The following is a 21318-nucleotide window of genomic DNA, read 5'->3' as shown; positions in this document are numbered from 1 at the left end:
ACGTCTGACCAGGCGCGCACCACGAAATAATGGACGCTGCTACAGCTTAGGCATTCCGTTGCATAGCGGTCCTTATCGTTTTCCCAGGTAGTAGAGGGGCATGCTTCAGATTCTCTTAAGGTTCAAAGCGGGAGTACTCACGATCGTCGCTAAAGCAAGATTCTCACTTACACTTTGGAAACAACCTGCCTGTGTTCTGCAAGCTTTCGCTCACTCGCACATACTGTCTCCAGCCAGACGGCCGGCCTTCGTTTCAGGCAATCCCCGCACCGAGGCCAAGTTGCGTCACACGCGAGCGAGCATCGTTCCGCGGCATCGACGGTGACCGCAGCGGCACGCATACTGGGCCCGCACTGCGGCTGAAGCGCGGCCCTCCGTCGTGAGTCCATATGCGATAAACAGCTCGTCGCCGGCTTTGATATTCGACACTGCCTGAATGTAGACCCTTCCGTCGGACTCGACCGCCTCACAGTTGGCGACGCAGGCATGGTTAAGCCAGCGCGCACTGTTGCCGCCAAGCGAACCGTCAATGACGCGCCCATCGGAAAGACCAAAGAGGAACGTATGGCCCGCCTCCCCGAATCGGCGATGGCGGCTTACGGCATGCTTCCAGGCCATGACCGTACCGGTGTATTCGAGGATGAGTTCGCCGGCGCGCAGCGCTCTCAGCGCAAACACGCCGCGGCCATGGACGCTCGAGCGACGGACAGAAATTCTTCTCATCGTTGATTGATCGTGTGTGAAGGACTATCGACGCATTCTGGAGAGCCACGGCCGCTCGGCCGGCGACGATGCCATCGCGCCTCACGGTCGTAGACAAATCTTTCTCATGAAGCTCTCTAAGTCGGTAAGCGTACATCATCGGTTGCGTCATGTGCGTACGCGCCTCATCACGCCGACACAACATGTTCGACTCAGGAATTCGCCTTGCTGCTGCAGTCGCGAATAGCTCGCTCGTCGCCGCCGACTCGTGAGGATGCGGGCCTCTTAACCGTGAAAAGGAACTCGCCATGTCATCGAAGAACACCATGTCACCGTCGCGCCGCAAGCTGATGTGGCGCGCCACCACATAGACGGACGGGCTCTCGCCGGCAAGTATGGAAAGCATATTTGCGATCAGTGGTCCGTCGATGATTTGCACGCTCCATGCCGAGAATAGTCGATGAATGCATGACCGCGCGTTGTTCTCTCCTGGAGTCGGCGAGATGCCGTGGTGTCTCAGGATTGATGTCAGCGAGAGTGAGGCGACGAGCCGCGATGTCGATTCTTGACCTCGGACGGCTCATCGTGGCCGCGCTCGGCGCGATGCCGACGCGCGGGGGAACTCATGAACCGCACGTCGCCCCCGGGGGCCGTAACCGACCACAAACGGTCACTCAGCAACCTCACTCGAATGTCCGTTTTTCGACTATCAGCGTACCCTTAACGCGCTCTCATCCGCTTCGCTTCGAAGATCCTGTGCGATAAATTCGACGAACGCGCGAATGCGATTCGACATCTGATGTCGTTGCGAATACACCGCAAAAATATCGGCGTTCGGTGTATCGTGGTCCGGCAGGACGAGGACTAATGAGCCATCGGCCAGATACTGCCTGATGTCCCACTCAGCGCGCATCAGGATGCCGTGTCCTTCAAGCGCCCATTTCACGGCAATCTCGCCATCGTTCGTTGTCAGCGTGCCATTGATTCGCACCGCTTCCGTCTTGCGTGACGCGCCCCGGCCCGAAGACAGACGCCATACGCCGTAAGCTTCGTCGCCCTGACGAATGCCGATGCAGTTGTGCCGCGTCAGGTCATGCGCCGTTGTCGGCACTCCGCGCGACGCAATGTACGAGGGCGCAGCACAGAGCAACCGCCGATTGCCAACGAGACGCCGGGCGACCACTCTCGTGTCAGGCGGCTCGCCGAACCGGATACAGACATCAAAGGTGTCGTCGGTCAGCGGTGGAGGCGTGACCGACAGCTGAAGCTGGACCGATACCTGAGGATACTTCGCGACGAACCGTGAGATCGCTGGCGCGACATGGCTGCGCCCGAAGCCGAGCGTAGCATTTACCCGCAATAGCCCCTTTGGATTTTTCTTGGCCGTTCCGAGCAGTTCGGCCAGTTCGTCGATCTCGTCGAGGATCCGACGCGCATGTTCAAGGTAAAGCTCGCCTTCCGGCGTCAACATCATCCGCCTTGTCGTGCGGTTGATCAGCGCTACACCCGCCCGATTTTCCATCTGCGTCAGGCGCTTGCTGATCGCCGCCGGCGTCAGCCCTAGTTCGCGAGCCGCGGCGCTCAGGCTGCCAGAGGCGGCGAGAGTGGAGAAAAAACTCAGATCGGACGGCTGGACGGTGTCGCTCACGACTCCACCTGTGAATTCATGTTAAAGATGCTTTAAGTTTAGCACCGGTTTTTGCGTGCACAGATAGGTAAAGTTCACTCACACTCACAACACCTGAAGGGCGGAGACATGAAAACCTATCGCATCGCAACCATCCCTGGCGACGGCATCGGCAAAGAGGTTGTGCCCGCTGGCGCACAAGTGCTCGAAGCACTTGCAAAGACCACGAAGTCGTTCGCATTCGATTTTGAAAACTTCGACTGGGGCGGCGACTACTACCGCAAGCATGGCGTCATGATGCCGGCGGACGGTCTTGATGCCATCCGCAACAAGGACGCGATTCTGTTTGGCTCGGCTGGCGACCCGGACATTCCTGATCACATCACGTTGTGGGGCTTGCGCCTGAAAATCTGCCAGGGCTTCGACCAGTACGCCAACGTACGGCCGACCCGCATCCTGCCGGGCATTGATGGACCGCTGAAGCGCTGCACACCGGAAGACCTCAACTGGGTCATCGTCCGCGAAAATTCGGAAGGCGAGTATTCCGGCGTCGGCGGCCGCGTCCACCAGGGACATCCGATTGAAGCCGCGACAGACGTGTCGATCCTGACGCGCGCCGGCGTCGAACGGATCATGCGTTTCGCGTTCCGACTCGCGCAATCCCGTCCGCGCAAACTGCTGACCGTAATCACGAAGAGCAACGCGCAGCGTCACGCGATGGTGATGTGGGACGAAATCGCGCTCGAAGTCTCGAAGGAATTCCCGGACGTCAAATGGGACAAGGAACTGGTCGACGCATCGACCGCCCGGATGATCAACCGCCCGGCCACCCTCGACACGATCGTTGCCACCAACCTGCACGCAGACATCCTCAGCGATCTCGCGGCCGCGCTCGCCGGCAGTCTTGGCATTGCGCCGACCGGCAACATCGATCCGGAACGCCGCTATCCATCCATGTTCGAGCCGATTCACGGTTCCGCCTTTGACATCATGGGCAAAGGTCTCGCCAATCCCGTCGGCACCTTCTGGTCGGTCGTCATGCTGCTCGAACATCTCGGCGAATTCGACGCAGCGAAGCGCGTGATGCGGGCAGTCGAAGCCGTGACCGCCGACAAGTCGCTGCATACCGGCGACCTTGGCGGCACGGCAACGACCGCCCAGGTGACGGCAGCCGTTTGCGCTTTCATCGAGAAAGCGGCAGCACCTGCAACCAGCGCGGCGTAGGGCTCGCTGGCGGCTCTAGCGGAGCCTGATGTGCACGGCGTGCCATCCGGCGGCCGTGACCCGGCTCGTCCCGCGCGGGCCGAATAAAACGCAGGAGACAAGATGTTCACTTCCCTCGAACAAGGGCGGTCTCTTTCTTTTGGAGCGAAGAGATGAAGACCACCACCTTCGACCTCGCCCTGCCGATCGGCGACGCCGCGAATAGCGAACTTGACATCGAGCGCCTGTTGCAGGACATGTTCAAGGCCGCTATTGCGACTGCACAGCCCGCGCGTCGCGTGCCCCGTTTCCTTCCTGATCCGCCGCGCGGGCGCACCATTGTCGTCGGCGCGGGCAAGGCATCAGCGGCGATGGCGCAAGCAGTGGAGAAACACTGGACGGGCCCGCTTGAAGGCATCGTCGTCACCCGTTACGGATATGCGGTGCCGAGTGACCGGATCGAGATCGTCGAGGCTGCGCATCCCGTTCCCGACCTGAACGGTCTGCAGGCAGCGCAACGCATGCTGGAACTCGTGTCTGGCCTGACGGCCGACGACCTTGTCATTTGCCTGATCTCTGGTGGCGGCTCGTCTTTGCTGCCGCTTCCGGCCGAAGGCCTGACGTTGCAGGACAAACAGGAAATTAACCAGGCGTTGCTTGCAAGTGGCGCGACGATTGCCGAAATCAATTGCGTGCGCCGGCACCTGTCGGCGATCAAGGGTGGCCGTCTTGCGGCGGCCAGCTATCCAGCGCGCGTTGTCAACCTGATCATCTCAGATGTGCCAGCCGATGCCGCGCAGGACATCGCCTCGGGCCCCACCGTCCCCGACACAACGACGTGCGCGGATGCGCTTGCGGTTCTGCGCCGCTATGAAATTTGCGCTTCACCCGCAGCGATCGCCTTGCTGGAAAGCGGTAGGACGGAAACGCTGAAGCCGGATGATCCGCGTCTGCCACAGATCGAAACCCATCTGATCGCGACGCCCCAACTCGCGCTCGAAGCTGCGGCGAACAAATCGCGCGCTGCGGGAATCGACGTCCACATCCTCAGCGACGCCATAGAGGGCGAAGCCCGCGATGTTGGGGCGGTGATGGCAGGCATTGCCAGGCAGGTGAACCGGCGGGGCCAGCCCTTTCGGGCGCCCTGCATCCTGCTCTCCGGGGGCGAAACAACCGTCACCATTCGCGGCGATGGGCGAGGCGGCCGCAACGTTGAATTCCTGCTGTCACTCGGGGTTGCGCTGAACGGCGAGCCCGGAGTGTTCGCCATCGCGGGCGACACCGACGGCGTCGACGGTCAGGAAGAAATCGCCGGCGCGTTGCTCCGACCGGACACGTTGAAACGGGCCCGCGAATGCGGCATCCGTCCGGCGGAGCGCCTCCAAAACAACGATGCACACGGCTTTTTCCAGGCACTGGGCGACTCGGTCATCACCGGGCCGACGCTGACCAACGTCAACGATTTTCGTGCCATCTTCATTGCCGCTCAGCACGGCGATCTTTCAGGGAGTCTTAAAGATGCGCCGCAACCGTAATGCGAAAATCGTCGCGACGTTGGGTCCGGCGAGCACCAGCCGCGAAACCATTGAAGCGCTGTTTCATGCCGGCGCCGACGTGTTCCGGCTGAATTTCAGCCATGGCACGCATGACGATCACCGACGACGTCTTGACGTCATCCGCTCGATCGAAGATGACGTGGGCCGCCCGATCGGCGTTTTACTCGACCTGCAAGGCCCGAAGCTGCGGATCGGCACGTTTGCCAACGGTCCCATCATGCTGGAGAAAGGCGCTCCATTTCGGCTCGATCTCGCGGCACAAACGCCCGGAGACAATGCGCGTGTGTCGCTGCCGCATCCGGAGATCTTCGCGGCTCTCAAGCCGCAGACAAACCTCTTGCTCGACGACGGCCGGGTGCAGTTGCGAGTCGAACGTTGTGGCGCCGACTTCGCGGAAACAACGGTCGTCGTCGGCGGCCCGCTCTCGGAGCGCAAAGGCGTGAATGTTCCGGATGTTGTGCTGCCGCTGTCTGCAATCACCGAAAAGGATCGTCGCGATCTGGAGTTCGGCATGACGCTGGGCATCGACTGGCTTGCGCTGTCGTTCGTGCAGCGGGCCGAGGACATTGTCGAGGTCCGCAAGATCGTCGGTGATCGCGTGGGCATCGTGGCGAAACTTGAGAAGCCGGCGGCGATCGGCAGTCTTGATGCCATCGTCGCGGAGGCGGACGCCGTGATGGTCGCGCGTGGGGACCTTGGCGTCGAAATGCCGGCTGAACAGGTGCCCGCGATCCAGAAGCGCATCGTGCGCGCATGTCGCAAAGCTGGAAAGCCGGTCATCGTCGCAACGCAAATGCTTGAATCGATGGTTGCGGCACCCGTGCCCACACGCGCGGAAGCGTCAGATGTCGCCACCGCCATCTACGACGGTGCTGATGCCGTCATGCTGTCGGCCGAATCGGCGAGCGGCAAATACCCGGTCGAAGCTGTGCGGATGATGGATCTCATCATCTTGCAGACAGAACGCGATCCCTACTACAGGGAAGTCATCGCCGCATCGCATGCCGCGCCGCGTGCCAACACGTCGGATGCAATCGGCTACGCGATGCGACATGTCACCGGTCTGCTAAACGCGGTGGCGACGGTTGCCTACACAACCTCCGGTTATTCCGCGCTGCGCATGGCGCGCGAACGTCCATACGCGCCGATCGTCGGGATGACGCCGCAAAAGGGCACGGCTCGTCGCCTTGCACTGGTGTGGGGCGTGCACCCCGTCCTGTGCAAGGAAGTCGTCGACGTGCTCGAAGTGAGCGATCTCGCGTGTCAGACCGTGCGAACCGAAGGATTCGGCGAACAGGGAGAGACAGTCGTCATCTCGGCGGGGATGCCGTTCGGCACGCCAGGCACCACGAACCTGCTGCGCATCGCGCAGATCCAGTGACGTCTCGCATGCGTTATTAGCCAAGCGTGTTAACGGCACGCGCGCCTGACGAGACAAGAGCCGCATCTCATGGCCACGGGCGCGCCGCACGCCGACTCCGTTTCTGAATAGAGCACTGCTCAAGCCTCCAAGGAGGAGACAATGATTTCCGATCTCGAAAGCCGGGTTTCCCGCAAGCTTATGCTGCGGATCATTCCGTTTGTCATGCTGCTGTATTTCGTGAGTTTTCTCGACCGCGTCAACGTAGGCTTCGCCGCGCTCTCAATGAACAAGGCCATCGGCCTCTCGCCGACGGCCTTCGGTCTCGGCGGCGGACTGTTCTTCATCGGCTACTTCCTGTTCGAAGTGCCATCGAACCTGATCCTTCACAAGGTCGGTGCGCGCCGGTGGATTGCCCGGGTGATGGTGTCGTGGGGGATCGTATCGTTTGCTTCAGCGTTTGTTGTCGGACCAAACAGCTTCTACGCGTTGCGATTTATCCTGGGGGTGGCCGAAGCAGGTTTCTTCCCCGGCATCATCCTGTATCTGAGCCTGTGGTTCCCGTTGCGTCAGCGTGCGGTTGCAGCGGCATGGTTCATGGCCGCCGCCCCGATCTCAACGGCGATCGGCTCGCCGCTGTCCGGCGCAATAATGAAGCTGCCGCCCATTGCCGGACTGGCTGACTGGCAAATGCTCTACATTCTCGAAGCGGTACCCGCGATCATTCTCGGCTTCTTTGTCCTGAAGTACCTCACGGATACGCCAGCAAAAGCGCAATGGCTTCAACCGGAAGAACGCGAATGGCTGATCGCGAAACTGAAAATGGAAGCGGACGCGAAACAGTCGCATGCCGGCCATACCGCCGGTGCGCTCAGCGCCTTGCGCGATCCGCGGGTTCTGGCGCTCGCATTGATCTACTTCGGCACGTCGGCGGGCCTGTACACACTTGGCCTGTGGGCGCCGCTGATCATCCGGCAGTACGGGTTCGGGTCGTTCGAGACGGGGCTGCTGGCAGGCGTACCGAGCATCCTCGCGGTGATTGCGATGATCTTGTGGGCAAAGCACTCGGACCGCACCGAAGAGCGCACATGGCACGTAGTCATCCCTTGTGTCTTAGCATGCCTCGGATTCGTCTTTGCCGGTAACGCCACCACCGCATTCATGATCATCCTGGCGTTGGTGATCGTGAACATCGGAATCAGCGCGGCCAAAGCGCCGTTGTGGGCGATGCCGAGTATGTTCCTTTCGGGTGCCGGTGCAGCTGCGGGCATCGCTATGATCAACTCGGTCGGCAATCTGGGGGGCTTCGTCGGTCCCTTCGCAATCGGCTGGCTCAAGAATGTGACTGGCGGTTACTCGGCAGGGTTATATGCGGTCGGTGCGACGCTGGCAGTGTCTGCCATTGTCACGTTGATGCTGAGCCGGCAATCGAGGCAGGAACCGGTCTCGGCCGGCGAGCGACACGGCCACTGAGCTTGTACACGCATCGCCCCATGGGCGGTTGCGGAGGTGGGTAAACATACCTGGTGGCTCATAAGCGGCCGTTCGACGCTTCGCCGACGGCCGTCTCTTTTTGTTTAGGGTTGTAGGACACCTGCCCTGATCCGTCGGCGCGTCAACTCGCCCAGACGCCAGCGGGCAGGCATCCTACAAGCCCCAAGGGAGGAAACCGCGGAGTGCTCCGACATGGTTTGAACCTTTCACCGCTATGGCGATTTGTTCGATCCCATTGAGGGCACGGCGGATATATACGCGGGTAAATGTGCACCTGGGCAACCGCGATCGTAGCAGCGACGCCGCTGGGCGTTGCTATCACGCCAACGCGGCGAGCGCCAAACCGCCCGTTTGGAATCGTAGGCGCAAGCGTCTCCTATGGGCTCTCGTTGCCGAAGAGCCGACAGTCGATGTGTGCATCCTGACTCGATGGCATTCATACGTGGGCTCGCTCAACAGGTGGTGCCCGGATAGGTCTGCTGCGCTGGAGTATGTCGATGATGATCATCGGCGAACCGCAGTGCCGGCAAACGAAGGTTGGCCACACTGCGACTGTCGCGATGTCGTTGGCACTGCGGCCGATACTGGCAGGCGCTCCGTCCAGCAACTCGCGTATCTTCGCGAGATTCGCGCGCCGCGATGGATTCGCGAGCAGACCGTAATGGCGGATGCGGTGGAAACCGCCAGGTAGCACATGCAACAGGAAGCGACGCGTGAACTCATCTGTTTCGAGCGTCATGGTCTTGTTGCGTGTGCGTCCGTCCACGCGGTAGTCCTTCCAGCGGAAGGTAACGCCGTGTTCGTCGAGCGCGACTAGGCGCTGGTTGGAGATCGCGACCCGGTGCGTATAACGCGACAGATAGGCGAGCACCGCTTGGGGTCCCGCAAACGGGCGTTTGGCATACACCACCCACTCGGATGCGCGCATTGACGCCAGCCACCTGGCAAAGGCGGCGACGTCGTTGAGCCCGGCGTATTCGCCGAAGAATCGCAACAGCCCCCGGCGATGGGTCACTTCAAGTTCTTCGAGGAGGCGCCGGCGAAACAGCCGCGAGAGTACGCGCACTGGAAGGAAGAAGCCCGGCCTGCACGCTACCCACCGGCTTCGGTCCGGCGACAACCCGCCACCGGGAACGATGCCATGCACATGGGGATGATGTGTGAGCGCCGAGCCCCACGTATGCAGGACGAGCGTGGCACCGATCTGCGCTCCGAGATGCTTCGGATCAGCGGCGATGGTACGCAACGTTTCGGCCGCGATGTCGAACACCAGCCCGTAGATGACGGCCTTGTTGTAATACGCAATCGCGCTGACAGTCCGCCCAGAATGTACGCATCGCATCAAAGATGACCGACAGTGTCGACGTTACGTAGGGTAGTTTCACGACGATGCCCTCCTCTGGCTGGTCACCTGCAAACCTGCCCCTGCGCTCCCGGGACTCCCGGGACTCCCTGCAGCGCAACATGATTCGCAGGGAATCGAGTTCGCGCTGCAGGCGATATTCGAATGAGTAGTGAACAGTCGCCGAATGCGCAAGTGCCTCGCGCAACTGGCGCAGCTGCCGGTCTTTGATCTCGATGCACCTGGTTAGCCGACGCACCTCGGCTTCGGCCCGCTGCAAACGCTGATCGGTACCAGCGTTTGCCGGGAGCATAAGTGGGGCGTTCTTCATGCCAGTGACTGTCCATGCATTGAGTTCTTCATGATGCTCCCTGCCTCAAATGCGCATGCTGTTATCGTTTCCGCTGCACGCCTTCTCGCTGCCAGCGCGGAGGGGATGGCGCCTCGAGTCTCCACCGCAGATCGAATGGTGCAGGTCAATGGCGGCCGGCTCATCGGTCTTCATCCACATATCTTTTTTCCGTTTTCTCAGACGAAATATCAACTGCGAAAAAAAGCAGGTGTGCCGCCGGATGGCAGCGATGATCGCGGGGCAACAGGTGGGAAAACCGCCGGAGGTGGCTTCCTATCACCTCGCCACTGTCGGTGAACTCTGTGTACCGGTTACTATGCCAGGAACAGGCATCCACCGACGGCGCTGGGACTGTTCTCGCAGGCGGTGCGGGAATGGGCGGAGCTAACCCGGCGCGGTCGTCGGTAGAAAGCCGGCGCCTTCAGTGCGCCGGTCTCCATCGCTGCACTCATGAAGTCGTCCCCCCTCAGTTCTACGACGACAGCACCGGCAGACGGCGCGGCAGTTCCTTCAGCAAGCGAGTCGCAGCTTCCAAGGACCCGGTTGCGCACGGCGCCCTTTTCGACACCGTCGGCCCCGGCTAAAGTTTCAATACGAGCCCGGGGATCACGCCGGGAATGCATGTCGATCCGGCGCCGGGTTCCCGCTTAGTCTTCAACGATTCGGCCGCATACCAGATGCCGCAGGGAACCGCGCTCCCCGGGATGGATCCAAGAAACTACCGCTGGCGACGGGTCGCAAATGGCCTGAGCGCAGTCACCGGTTAAATAAGGAACAAAGGAGTTGTACTGCATGGCTTACCGGTCTCATCTGGAGCGAAAGAATTCGCGTGCGCTATGGGTCGTTGTCACATCACTGCTGCTATCGGGCAGCGCCTTTGCGCAGAAAGTCGACGTGGACGCACCCGCAGACAAGGATCGACTGATCCGTGAGATTACGACGCCGTCGCCGAAGAAAGAGACATGGCAACCGCTGAGCATGGTGCTGAACTGGGGACGCGGCAAGCCGTACGACGACACCATTCGCATCCTGCAGGACTATTTCAGGTCACTGCCACCGCCCTCTAATGAAGAACTTCTGAAATTCAGGGAGAAGGTGCGCGGCGAACTCGTTTTCGTCAAGGGCGGACAGTTCCTGATGGGCGATTTCGGTCCGGAGAAGTCACAGGAAAAACTGCCCTATTCCGCTAACGACGGCGCCGCGCCGGCGCACGACGTCACGCTCGACAGCTATTCCATCTTCAAGCATCGCGTCACTTACGCTGACTACGACCTCTACACGCGTGCCAACGACTTGCCGCCGGTGTCGATCAGCAAAGGCGAACATCTCGAGTTCCGTTTTCCGGACTACCCCGTTGCGCGCGTGACGTGGCAACGCTCGCGCGATTTCTGCTCGTGGGTTGGCAAGCTCGTGGGACGGCCGGTCGATTTACCGACCGAAGCGCAGTGGGAATACGCGGCGCGTTCGCGTGGCGAGTTGTGGGTGATTCCGAGTACTGCGGTGCCGGTGATCGAAGGTAAGTACAACGTCGAACAGCTCGACGAAATCATCGACAGGATGGAAGAGAACGGCACCAGTCCGGAGCCATTGATCAGCCGACCGGTGGGCACTTACGGCGACAACCGGCTCGGCGTGTCGGACGTGTTTGGCCGCGGCAAGGAATGGACTTATGACTGGTTCGACAAGAACTACTATAGCCACGCCGTGGCGCACGATCCGCGAGGTCCGGAGGGAGGCAACGTTCGCAGCGTCCGGTACGCCACCGACAGCCGGACGCGACTCGTCATCGATCGCTCCGGTTTCGCGCCCGATACTGTGAGGGGCGATCTCGGGTTTCGATGCGTGCTCAACGAGGCTTCCCCAGCAGGTCAGTGAAATGCAGGTTATCTGTAACACGGACACCTGTCCTTACGGATCGGCAATTACCGCCTCACTTTCGTCAAGTTGCCTGGCCAATGAAGTCATTGGCGAACCGGGTTTCTCGACTCTCTTGGTGGTGGCTGCCATACCCGGGTCGCGCGGCGGCGCTTCGCGCAGCCACCTTTGCACTTCAGGCCACACGGTGAACGCCGGTCACGTCAACCAGCTCCCCGAGGTTGGCCGCCGCTCATCCCCGATATGGCCGTCGATATCGAACTCCTCTTCGACGGCACGGGTTCCGCGCTCACAAGGAAATGCAAAGACAGCCTCGTCGTCGAATCGTCGTAAAGCTGTATTCAAAAGTTAGCCGACTTTTGCCCCTCTGAGCCAAAGCACAGAGAGCCATGAGCGATTTCCGCATCTGCAATTAACGGCGGGACAACGAGAGGCGCAGCAGAAAGTAGTGCCTTCATATGCCAGATGGATGTGCAGTAGCGATGCCGGTCATGACGCAGGCGTTCGGCGGAGGCGCGGATAGTGGCCGGTTGCCGGTTGCGTCCGGCTGGCGACGCGCCCGGGCAGCACCTCAGATATGCTGGTGAACCACCTTGACCCGGTGGCCGAGGACTTTGCCAAGCTTCCCAGCCAGGCGCGGCGCAATCATCCAGTTGGTGAAACCGAAGCCGAGATTGCCAAACGCCCAGTCGAGCTCGAGGAACGTCCAGTCGATGATGCGTGCGCGACCATTGCATGTCGGGCAAATCAGCGTGTCGTCTGTTTCTTCGGAGAACCACGCACTGACGGCGTCGCCCCATGGCACCTCGTCCGCTGAGTGGGAGGCACGACAGTGAGGGCAGCGCACATTGTTCGGCCCCGGGCCCGAATGAAATACCGTGCGTTGCGTTTCAAGCTCGACACCGCACCACAGATTGTCAGGTATGAGCTGTTCGGACCATTCTGCCGCTGCCGGCCCGGGACGGTACAGGTCGCCGCTGCCGAGCGCAGCGTCGTGCTCGGGCACCGGTTGCAGGATCGAATGAGCCACAAGCCATGCGATGCCGCGTTTAGCGAGAACGGGCGCCTCTTCCGGGCTTGCATCGACATCCACGACCCACACGATATTGTCACTCATAGGCGCTACGATCCATGGTTGGTTCTTGAGAAGCTGGATTGCTGGATGGCACGCCGGAAATACGCCTCTCACCAGCGGACCCGGAAATCCTGCTATTTCCCCGGTGTGATCATAATAGACGGAGCGGACGAATGAGTGAATGAGTTTTCGCTTCGATCTGGCAGGCACTGATGTGTTGTGCGGCGACGGGCGCCCCACTCCCGGAATTATCCATTAATCGCTCAGAGACTCACTAACGGCCGTCTTTCTCTCAACGGTTCGCGTAATGGTTCTACCTCAGCGGCTGTGCCCGGCCGTACACGAGGCAACTTATTGAGTGCCTGCGCGACCTGTAGCGTTGGCCTCGAAGCGATCAAGGAAACCGTACTGCACATCCGTTCGCTCGATCTTCGCAAACTGGTCGATGTACACGTCAACGCGGCTATACGGCGGCCTGATCGTCACGCCCTCGCCACTGGAGAGCGGCATGCTGACTTCTATCCACGCGTCGCGAGGAGCGAACATCGGCGTATGGAAACGCTCTGCCTTACCAGGCGCGAGCTGCCGGCGCGTTATGCGATCGTTCTCGTTGAGGATGTAAGCTACCGGCTCGCGCGCCTGTGCCGAGAAGTGAAGAACGATCACCGGACGGCAGAGATACCATGCCACGAGCGGCGGCGCGCCAATGACCCACATCCACTTCAGCCATTTCGAAGGCATCGTCAAACGCCTGCGGCCGTCCGGCCCCGACGTGCCGGGCTCGTCGCCGGCTCCTGCCGCGCGCGAGCTCGCGCGGATAACCGCAGGCTCCGGTGGCGACTCATTTCGAGCGGCATGCGTTGAAGAACATTTCAACGCTGCTCAACCTTAACGGACGCTCATCCTTTACAAAGGTGATGGAAAGGTTGGTGAGCCTTTGCGACGCGACGCACGGCCCGGCTGGCACGTCGTAGTTGACTTCCTGCACACATTCATTTTTGGGGAAACGCTGACGGGTGTGCAGGTTATCCACCGATGCAGCAGCGCCCCTCAATTGCCCGACCATGTAAGTAAAATACGGCTTCTGGAACGCGAAGTGTGAGAACAGTTCGCGGTAATCGCTAAAGACGCTGATGAGCCAGGCGATCTTCTCGCGCGCTGGTCTGCGGTCATTCTCCAGTTGTCTGCCCTCCGGGGCGTTTGTGAGCAACTTGAAACGCTCCTTGTCCGCGTACTGCAAGAAGGCATCCGCATCGGGAAAGTGCTGGAAGAAGCCGCGCTGTAACCCCTCCAGATCGGACGCGGTGAAGCATCGGTCTGCTGGCACAATCACTGCCGCGTTGCTCGCTCCTGACAGAGCGAGCGCCGCAGCCGCGGCGAGCGGAACAAGGGCTGTCGTCGTGCGCCTGATCATTCTGGTTATCGTCATCTTGCTCCATGCATATCGGATGGACGGGCTGTCAATTGCGGCTCGTGTTGAGATCGGCTGCGCCAGGCGACGCGCCTTTGCAAAAAACCGCGAAGATGTTACTGACGAGTTTGCGGGGAAACACCTTTCCGATCCAGCCGGACCTGTTCGCAACCCGTAGGCCGGCATTCAAATGACGGGGGTGTTAATCCGGACTCGAATTGTCCATTATCCGACTGTCTGAGTCCAATAACACTCCGTGTTCCGGTCGCGGTTTTCTCTTCCTTCGTCCCGCGTCCGAAACGGTTGAGGAGGCTGGCGACCCGTCGAGCAAACGCGTTAGGTACGATTCCGATTCGTTCGTCTGTTCGCACCCATCGCTGCGCCAACAACCGACGTTGTACCGCCTACCGTGGAGCGGTCAATCCATCAGTCCGGTCAGCTTCTTGAATTGGGCCAATCATCGTCCTCCCGTGAGTACCTACCAGAACGCTCGTCTGAACAAGCTTAGCCGGTTGACCTTGAAAAGCCGGGCGGGACGCTGCTTGCCACCCTGAAACTGGTCGGTTGCCACCAGGATCTGGGCTTCGTCAACAGCTTCACCGGGGCGGACATCCTGCACCTTGATCCCGAGTCGCGAGCGAAATGTTCCGCGCTTCACCGTTTCGCCGAAAATCTGTTCGTAGACCACCTGAAGCTGCGTCAGCGTGAAAGCTTCAGGTAACAGCCAGCAAGGGAGCGTGGAGTAACTGGCCTTGTTCCTGAGCCGCTGGACGGCCTCCGCGACCTGCGCGGCGTGGTCGAACGCGAGCTTCGGCAGATCGTCAACGCCATAAAAGTGAAAGACCCCATCGCCGGCGGCTTTCAGTTCCTCGTAGGGTATGAGCGCTACATGTGAGATCGAGACCGTGAAGCCGCGCGACGGATCCCGATCGCGGCCGGAAAAAGTGCGCAACTGCTCAAGGTACCGCGGTACAAGCCCCACCTTCTCGCGCAACACGCGGTACGCCGTCGCCTCCAGATCGACCTCCTGCTCATCGTCGACGTGCACCTGTCCGCCGGGAAGCGCAAGCGCGCCCTTGTCGGGCCGTTTTGCGCGGACGTGAAGCGCGACGTGCAGCTTGCCTTCGACAAGCGTCAACAGCACGACGTCCACGCTGACATCTGGCTTCGGGTAGCTGTCGGACATGCTGGGACTCCTGTCGGCGAAACGTTAAATATTATTTTTGCATACTTAGTTGAATCTATCAACTAAGTCGGGCTATACTGCGCACCATTAGTCGAGAAACTCGACAAAGTGAGGAACTCAGCCATGATCCAGATTTTCGCCGTATCCCGCGCCGAGGACCGACGCCGGCCACTTGAACTCAGGACGCTGCAGTTTCCAGGCGGCGAAGTTCACGTAACCGTCGGGTTAGGCGTGCAGGCAGACGAGTTGCAGGTGCACGCGCACGTACAGGATTCGCACACCGTGATGGCGCTGCTGATGGTCACCGATGCACTGCGTCGCGGTTATCCGGGCAAGCCCATCTCGCTCTGCATGCCCTACGTTCCTTATGCCCGTCAGGACCGCGTGGCCAACGCGGGCGAGGCGCTGAGCGCCAAGGTCTTCTGCCAGCTCATCAATGCGCAGGGCTTTGAGCGCGTCGTGATCCAGGACCCGCACAGCGATGTCGTCTCCGCCCTGCTCGATCAGGTCGAGATCGAGGATCCGGTGCCGGCGATGCGTCTCATCGTGGAACGACTCGGAAACGTCGCTCTTGTGGCACCGGACGCCGGCGCGCGCAAGCGGGTCATCAAGCTCGCGAGCGCACTCGATGTGCAAGCCGTGTTCGCCGAAAAGATTCGCAACACCCGTACAGGCGCTATCACCGGAACACAGATCGCAGCCGACCTGCCAGACTGCGCGCTGCTGGTGGTCGATGACATCTGCGACGGAGGCCGCACGTTTACCGAACTGGCGATGGCGCTCAGGAAGCGGCAGTCAGAACAACACATCGACCGGCCGCTGTATCTCTACGTGACTCACGGCATTTTCAGCAAGGGGCTCGGTCCGCTCGCCGAGCACTACGAGACGATCTTTACGCGAAACAACTGGACCAGCGATACCCGCTGCGAAGTGGTCTGACACCGCCTCCTGGAGAATTCAAATGAACGCACCTGATCGCACCGAAACACTCGAGAAAAACAAACTCGTTCCATTTTGCCTCGCCGACTTTTACAAGACCGGCCACCCGTTCATGTACCCGCGCGAGACTACGAAGCTCGTAGCGAATTTCACGCCCCGTTCGGCGAAGTACGCGCCGGTGCTTCCGCAACTGTTCGACAACAAGGTCGTCTGGTTCGGACTGCAGGGCTTCATCGTCGAATACCTGATGGACCTCTTCACCAGGGAATTTTTCGCTACGTCGAAGGCGCAGGCCGTGCGCAGGTTCAAGCGTCGCATGGATACGGCGTTGGGTCCGGACGCTGTGCCGGCCGATCACCTTGAAGCGCTGCACGAGCTTGGCTACCTTCCGCTCGAAATCCGCTCGCTGCCGGAAGGCTCGCGCGTCGACATCAAGGTTCCGCCGGTACTCTTCAGCAATACGCACGAGGATTTCCCGTGGGTGGCGACGTACTTCGAAACGCTGTTCAGTTGTGAAGTCTGGAAGCCGTCGACGGTCGCAACCGTCGCTTTTGAGTTCCGCAAGCTTCTCACGTATTTTGCAAAGCTGACCGGCGCACCAGAAGAATTCGTCGACTGGCAGGGTCACGACTTCTCAATGCGCGGCATGAGCGGGGTGCACGACGCAATGCGTTGCGGCGCCGGCCACCTGCTGTCTTTCCTCGGCACCGACACGATTCCGGCAATCGACTATGCCGAAGACTTTTATGCTGCCGACGCTGACAAGGAAATCGTCGGTGGCTCGATTCCCGCGTCCGAGCACAGTGTGATGGCGCTGCGCATCCTGCTCACCCAGCAGCGTCTGGCGCGCGACGCGGCAAATGCCGATATTGAGCCTAAGGCCCTGCGGCGGCTCGCCGAGCGCGAGGTGATCCGAGAGTTTGTCTCGCGTGATTATCCGGAAGGCATGGTGTCGATCGTCTCGGACACGTTCGACTTCTGGAACGTGATGACCGTCATTGCGAAGGAGTTGAAGGACGACATCCTCGCACGCAAACCGAATGCTCTGGGGATGTGCAAGGTGGTGTTCCGTCCGGACTCGGGCGACCCCGTGAAGATCCTGACAGGCTACACGGACGACGAGTTGCGTTGCGGTCCCGACCGCAAGCCGGCAATGCTCGCCGACGGACGTTACGAGGTTCGCGACGAAGCCGGCCTTTACGTCACCGAGGCCGAACGCAAGGGCGCGGTGGAGTGTCTCTGGGACATTTACGGCGGCACCACAACAGCAAAGGGATACAAGGTTCTCGATTCGCACGTCGGGCTGATTTATGGCGATAGCCTGACGCTCAAGCGCGCGGTCCTCATCATGCGCCGGCTCGCAGCGAAAGGATTCGCGTCTTGCAACTTCGTGCTGGGCATCGGTTCCTACACGTACAACATGCTCTCACGCGATACGTTCGGCTATGCAATGAAGGCGATCTATGCGGAGGTCGGTGGAGAATCGGTGGCCATCTACAAGGATCCGGCAACCGACGATGGCACCAAGAAGTCGGCGAAGGGACTGTTGCGCGTCGAGAGGGAAGGCGAGCGCTTCGTGCTTTATGAGCAACAGACTGTCGAAGAGGCCGAAGGTGGCGCGCTGCTGCCGGTCTTTCGCAACGGCGAGCTTCTGGTCCGCCAGTCTCTCGCCGAGATCCGGGACCGGCTGAGGGCGTCGTGGACCTGCCCGGCGCCCGGCTCGATCGATTGGGATTAATTTGGGTCGTCGCTCCGGCATTGAGCGCGTCGGCAGTCACCAGGTACAACCAGCCGCGAAAAAATCACTGATAGAGAACCCCGTCATGCAGCAAGCTACCGCCTCCAGTTGGAAAAGCCGGTTGAAGACCGTGATTTTTGCGGTGTTGGTCTTGGGGGCGGTCGGCGCCTTCCTGACGTCAACCTGGGCGGTGCTCGAAGTACTTCGCTGGCTCAGCGGATTGATGTTTATCCACGTTCCCGCAGGCCGCTACATCCGGCTCGATTCAAACAGCATCGTCAACGTCTGGCCGAATAATGTACTGGTGCTCTTTTATGTGCTGGCCGTTCCGTCACTGCTGGCCGATGCGCTGGAGCAATACCGCAAGCGCAGGAAAGGAAAACGACGCACGGAGGCCGGGGCGGGAACCGGTGAAGGCTGGCGTCTGCTTTGTCTCCGTTTGTCCGCCGTGACGCTCGCGGTGTTTGTGCTTGGCCTACTAGGCATGAATACTTATACGATCGTCACTCCGACAGCCATCGTGCAGAGGACGTTTTTCTCACTGCACGCAGACACCTATCCGATAAGCGCCCTGTCCGCGATCGCCTGCACGGTGGCTGGTCGCGGCGCAATTGTCACCGATTTTTCACTGATCGACGGACGGCAGCTCAGCCTCGGCGGCTTGGACACACGCGTCGCGACAGCTATTGCGAAGGTCCGGGGCATTCCTATTGACTACGACAGTCGCTGCTTCGGGCGTCGGCGTTCCATCGTATGACCCGTCGGCCGCTGCGTTGGCCGCGTTTTTTTAGAGGCACATAGCGATCTGAATGCGCGCAACTCATCGCCGTGCTGTTCTTCGGGCATGAGCTGGCCTAACCGCAGCGGAATAATCTGCACGTCCGCTCCTGTCTCTTTGCAATCCCCTTTTGGTTCAAACGCTGCCCGGCCGCTTTATTGCCGTAGCTCCTTGTGGATCAATATGCGCGCGACGATGCAGCGATCACGCCGGGTATATCCGCCTTTACCCCGTCTGTCGTAAAACCCGTCGCAATTGCAAACATCGGAAATAGCCAGATCGAACTTATAATCTGTTTGCCATCCGCCTCGGACGTTTATCGCATGCATTTGTCTTTCACCAAATGCTCCATCCTCGGAGCGATCCCGCTCGCCGTACAGGCTTTTTGCCTTCCTGCATGCAGCCAAACTGGCCAATCGCCCGAAGTCGAAGCGCTTGTTAAAAAATCGCTTGCCGATATGGTCTTCGTGAAGGGCGGAACGTTCACGATGGGAGACTTCGGTCCACAAGTGACGCCCGAGAAACTCTCTTTTACGTCGCAGCAGGAAAACAAGCCTGCTCATACGGTGACGCTGGATAGCTTTTCGATCGGCAAATACAAGGTCACCTACGCCGACCTCGATGTCTATACGACGGCTACCGGCAAACCGTCGTGGCCACACGATAAGGCGGATCGGCCATACAGGGTCGCCGATAACCCGGCCGGTGTTCCCTGGCAGATGGCGAAAGACTACTGCGAGTGGCTCGGCAAGCAAAGCGGCGCCCCAGTCGATCTGCCCACTGAAGCCCAATGGGAATACGCTGCCCGCTCGGGCGGCAAGCTGCTGATTTTCGGAACCAGCAACGGCAAGTACGAAGCGGATCACAACCTGCCATCAGTCGATACGATCGAGGAGAAGTACACGCCTGAAACGGTCGTCTTCCAATATATTTACCCGGTTGGTAAATATCCACCGAATGCCCTGGGACTCTACGACATCGGTGTCGACGGACGTGACTGGATCAACGATTGGTTCGCGCCCGACTACTATGAGCATTCGCCGGCTAAAAATCCCACAGGGCCGGCAAGCGGACTATGAAAGTGATTCGTGGCGCGGAAGGCGACAACGCCGAAACAGCCATGACGGTTTACCGTTATAAGGCGCCACCTGCCGGCTATGTCATCAAACTCAAGAGTGGACGAGTGCTGTGGCCTTCGGCCATCAACCTGACCTTCCGCTGCGCCGTGCAGATGCCCGATTCGCTCTAGGTGGCATAGCTTTAGACCATGCGCCGGCTGGTCGCTTTGTCGCCGTGGCTCCATGCAGATCGACGCTGGACGACTTTGCGCGATCTTTGCGGGCATAGCTGCCTTTGTTCCGTCTCTTAGACTCGTTGCGATTGCAAACATCCGAACCCGCCAGATCGAATTTATAATTTCTTTGCCATCAGTCCGGAGATTTATCGCATGGGTTTGTCCTTCACGAAATGCTCCATCTTCAGAGTGGTCCCGCTGGCCATACCAGCTTTTTGCCTTCCAGCATGCAGCCAAACCGGTCAATCGCCCGAAGTCAAAGCGCTTGTTAAAAAATCGCTTGCCGATATGGTCTTCGTGAAGGGCGGAACCTTCACAATGGGAGACTTCGGTCCGCAAGTGACGCCGGAGAAACTCCCTTTTTCGTCGCAGCAGAAAAACAAACCTGCTCATACGGTGACGCTCGATAGCTTTTCTATCGGCAAGTACAAGGTCACATACGCCGACTTCGACATTTACACAGCTGCTACGGGAAAGTCTTCGTGGCCGCAGGACAAAATACCGCGCTCGTACAGAGTTCCGACGCATCCCGTTGGTGTGCCGTGGCAGATGGCGAAGGATTACTGTCAATGGCTGGGCAATGAGAGCAACTTGCCCGTCGATCTGCCCACCGAAGCGCAGTGGGAATATGCTGCCCGCTCAGGTGGCAAGAACGTTGTCTTTGCCACTGACAACGGCAAATACGAGCCCGATCGTAACTTCCCCAGCGGAGACACGATCGCAGACAAACTTGCTCCGAACGTTGGACTTGTCCAGATGTTTTTGTATCCGGTCGGCAAATATCCGGCAAATCCGCTCGGGCTGTTCGATATGGGATTTGACGGACGTGACTGGGTGAACGACTGGTTCCGTGCCGATTACTACGCGAACTCACCGGCGAAAAATCCACAAGGGCCGGCGTCGGGCACGAAGAAGGTGATCCGCGGAGCCGAAGGTGGCAACGATGAAACCGCAATGACGATGTATCGCTACGGTTCGGAGCCAGCGGGACATCTGATTCCCGAAAACGGAGGAAAGACCGTACCGTCATTCTTTATGATCTATACGTTCCGTTGTGCGCTGGAAAGCTCACGGCCGCAATAGCGGATATCTCGACGCTACCCACCGAAGTTCGTTGCGCATCAATCTATTAGAGCCGCCATTTCGACCCGCCGGCGATGTCTCGCACTATCAATATCTAAAATAGAGAATCCCAAGCGCACCGGGCTCACCTGATGTTTTGCTCTTTTTGGTGATCGCTGGCAGATCAATGTCCCTAACGTTCTTCCAGCCAAACGCTTGGAAAATGCCTTCGGCGAGGCCAACAAAGCCCATGAATTTGCGTGACATCCGGTAGGCAATCGCGCCAAGGATTGCCAGGATACCCAGCCCACCGAAGGCCCACAT

18 protein-coding genes and 2 pseudogenes are annotated in these 21318 nt (G+C 59.8%); 12 read left to right on the top strand and 8 right to left on the bottom strand.

From position 1 onward, the window contains the following. Positions 1-285 precede the first annotated feature (285 nt). Both C8K18_RS32760 and C8K18_RS32755 read right to left on the bottom strand, forming a co-directional pair. A complete protein-coding gene (locus tag C8K18_RS32760; protein WP_029970715.1) occupies positions 286-723 on the bottom strand; it encodes an SET domain-containing protein in 438 nt (145 codons plus the stop codon). Positions 724-1411: 688 nt separating this feature from the next. Then, the gene (locus tag C8K18_RS32755) at positions 1412-2350 is read right to left on the bottom strand and encodes a LysR substrate-binding domain-containing protein (RefSeq protein WP_107711050.1); all 939 of its coding nucleotides are present in this window, start codon (positions 2348-2350) and stop codon (positions 1412-1414) included. A 108-nt stretch (positions 2351-2458) separates the two neighbouring features. On the opposite strand from C8K18_RS32755, the gene C8K18_RS32750 reads away from it, so the two are divergent. The 4 genes from C8K18_RS32750 to C8K18_RS32735 all read left to right on the top strand — a co-directional run bounded on the left by C8K18_RS32750 (position 2459) and on the right by C8K18_RS32735 (position 7921). After that, entirely contained in the window at positions 2459-3553 is a 1095-nt protein-coding gene (locus C8K18_RS32750; protein ID WP_107711049.1) for a tartrate dehydrogenase, read from the top strand. A 236-nt stretch (positions 3554-3789) separates the two neighbouring features. Then, the gene (locus C8K18_RS32745; protein WP_258196250.1) at positions 3790-5067 is read left to right on the top strand and encodes a glycerate kinase; all 1278 of its coding nucleotides are present in this window, start codon (positions 3790-3792) and stop codon (positions 5065-5067) included. Continuing rightward, positions 5051-6469, top strand: a complete 1419-nt coding sequence (gene pyk, locus C8K18_RS32740) for a pyruvate kinase (protein ID WP_107711047.1) — start codon at positions 5051-5053, stop codon at positions 6467-6469. Before C8K18_RS32745 ends, pyk begins: the two co-directional genes overlap by 17 nt. Before the next feature lie 141 nt (positions 6470-6610). Then, positions 6611-7921, top strand: coding sequence for an MFS transporter (locus C8K18_RS32735; RefSeq protein ID WP_107711046.1), 1311 nt, complete (start codon positions 6611-6613; stop codon positions 7919-7921). A gap of 457 nt (positions 7922-8378) precedes the next feature. On the opposite strand, the pseudogene C8K18_RS32730 reads toward C8K18_RS32735, so the two are convergent. Further along, a pseudogene (locus C8K18_RS32730) lies at positions 8379-9257 on the bottom strand (transposase); the annotation flags it as partial. Between the two features lie 388 nt (positions 9258-9645). Between C8K18_RS32730 and C8K18_RS33485 the strand changes: the two are divergent. Next, the gene (locus C8K18_RS33485; RefSeq protein WP_146239976.1) at positions 9646-9933 is read left to right on the top strand and encodes a hypothetical protein; all 288 of its coding nucleotides are present in this window, start codon (positions 9646-9648) and stop codon (positions 9931-9933) included. Positions 9934-10428: 495 nt separating this feature from the next. Beyond that, positions 10429-11511, top strand: coding sequence for an SUMF1/EgtB/PvdO family nonheme iron enzyme (locus C8K18_RS32720; protein ID WP_107711045.1), 1083 nt, complete (start codon positions 10429-10431; stop codon positions 11509-11511). Positions 11512-12082: 571 nt separating this feature from the next. Here the strand turns inward: C8K18_RS32720 and C8K18_RS32715 are convergent. The 4 genes from C8K18_RS32715 to C8K18_RS32700 all read right to left on the bottom strand — a co-directional run bounded on the left by C8K18_RS32715 (position 12083) and on the right by C8K18_RS32700 (position 15183). Next, on the bottom strand, positions 12083-12628 hold the full coding sequence (locus tag C8K18_RS32715) for a serine/threonine protein kinase (protein WP_107711044.1): 546 nt from the start codon (positions 12626-12628) through the stop codon (positions 12083-12085). Between the two features lie 309 nt (positions 12629-12937). After that, on the bottom strand, positions 12938-13327 hold the full coding sequence (locus tag C8K18_RS32710) for a hypothetical protein (protein WP_107711043.1): 390 nt from the start codon (positions 13325-13327) through the stop codon (positions 12938-12940). A gap of 100 nt (positions 13328-13427) precedes the next feature. Further along, positions 13428-14015 (bottom strand): hypothetical protein, encoded by a 588-nt coding sequence (locus C8K18_RS32705; protein WP_258196249.1) that lies wholly within the window; start codon positions 14013-14015, stop codon positions 13428-13430. Positions 14016-14475: 460 nt separating this feature from the next. After that, positions 14476-15183, bottom strand: a complete 708-nt coding sequence (locus tag C8K18_RS32700; protein WP_107711042.1) for an NUDIX domain-containing protein — start codon at positions 15181-15183, stop codon at positions 14476-14478. A 123-nt stretch (positions 15184-15306) separates the two neighbouring features. Between C8K18_RS32700 and prs the strand changes: the two genes are divergently transcribed. The 6 genes from prs (at position 15307) to C8K18_RS32675 (ending at position 21015) form a co-directional block, all read left to right on the top strand. Further along, a complete protein-coding gene (gene prs, locus C8K18_RS32695; protein ID WP_107711041.1) occupies positions 15307-16122 on the top strand; it encodes a ribose-phosphate diphosphokinase in 816 nt (271 codons plus the stop codon). Between the two features lie 22 nt (positions 16123-16144). Further along, positions 16145-17860, top strand: coding sequence for a nicotinate phosphoribosyltransferase (locus C8K18_RS32690; protein WP_107711040.1), 1716 nt, complete (start codon positions 16145-16147; stop codon positions 17858-17860). 85 nt (positions 17861-17945) lie between these two features. Next, positions 17946-18617, top strand: coding sequence for a hypothetical protein (locus tag C8K18_RS32685; RefSeq protein WP_132384653.1), 672 nt, complete (start codon positions 17946-17948; stop codon positions 18615-18617). 194 nt (positions 18618-18811) lie between these two features. After that, positions 18812-19717 (top strand): SUMF1/EgtB/PvdO family nonheme iron enzyme, encoded by a 906-nt coding sequence (locus C8K18_RS32680; RefSeq protein WP_132384652.1) that lies wholly within the window; start codon positions 18812-18814, stop codon positions 19715-19717. Beyond that, a complete protein-coding gene (locus C8K18_RS33480) occupies positions 19714-19887 on the top strand; it encodes a hypothetical protein (protein WP_165919896.1) in 174 nt (57 codons plus the stop codon). Before C8K18_RS32680 ends, C8K18_RS33480 begins: the two co-directional genes overlap by 4 nt. A gap of 198 nt (positions 19888-20085) precedes the next feature. After that, positions 20086-21015: an SUMF1/EgtB/PvdO family nonheme iron enzyme gene (locus C8K18_RS32675; RefSeq protein ID WP_107711037.1), complete on the top strand. Its 930-nt coding sequence runs from the start codon at positions 20086-20088 to the stop codon at positions 21013-21015. An 87-nt stretch (positions 21016-21102) separates the two neighbouring features. Here C8K18_RS32675 and C8K18_RS32670 read toward each other — a convergent pair. Then, positions 21103-21318: pseudogene (locus C8K18_RS32670) on the bottom strand (hypothetical protein); the annotation flags it as partial.

Source organism: Paraburkholderia sp. GV068 (assembly GCF_003058125.1).
Lineage (GTDB): Bacteria > Pseudomonadota > Gammaproteobacteria > Burkholderiales > Burkholderiaceae > Paraburkholderia > Paraburkholderia graminis.
This window is presented reverse-complemented; position numbering and strand designations above follow the sequence as displayed.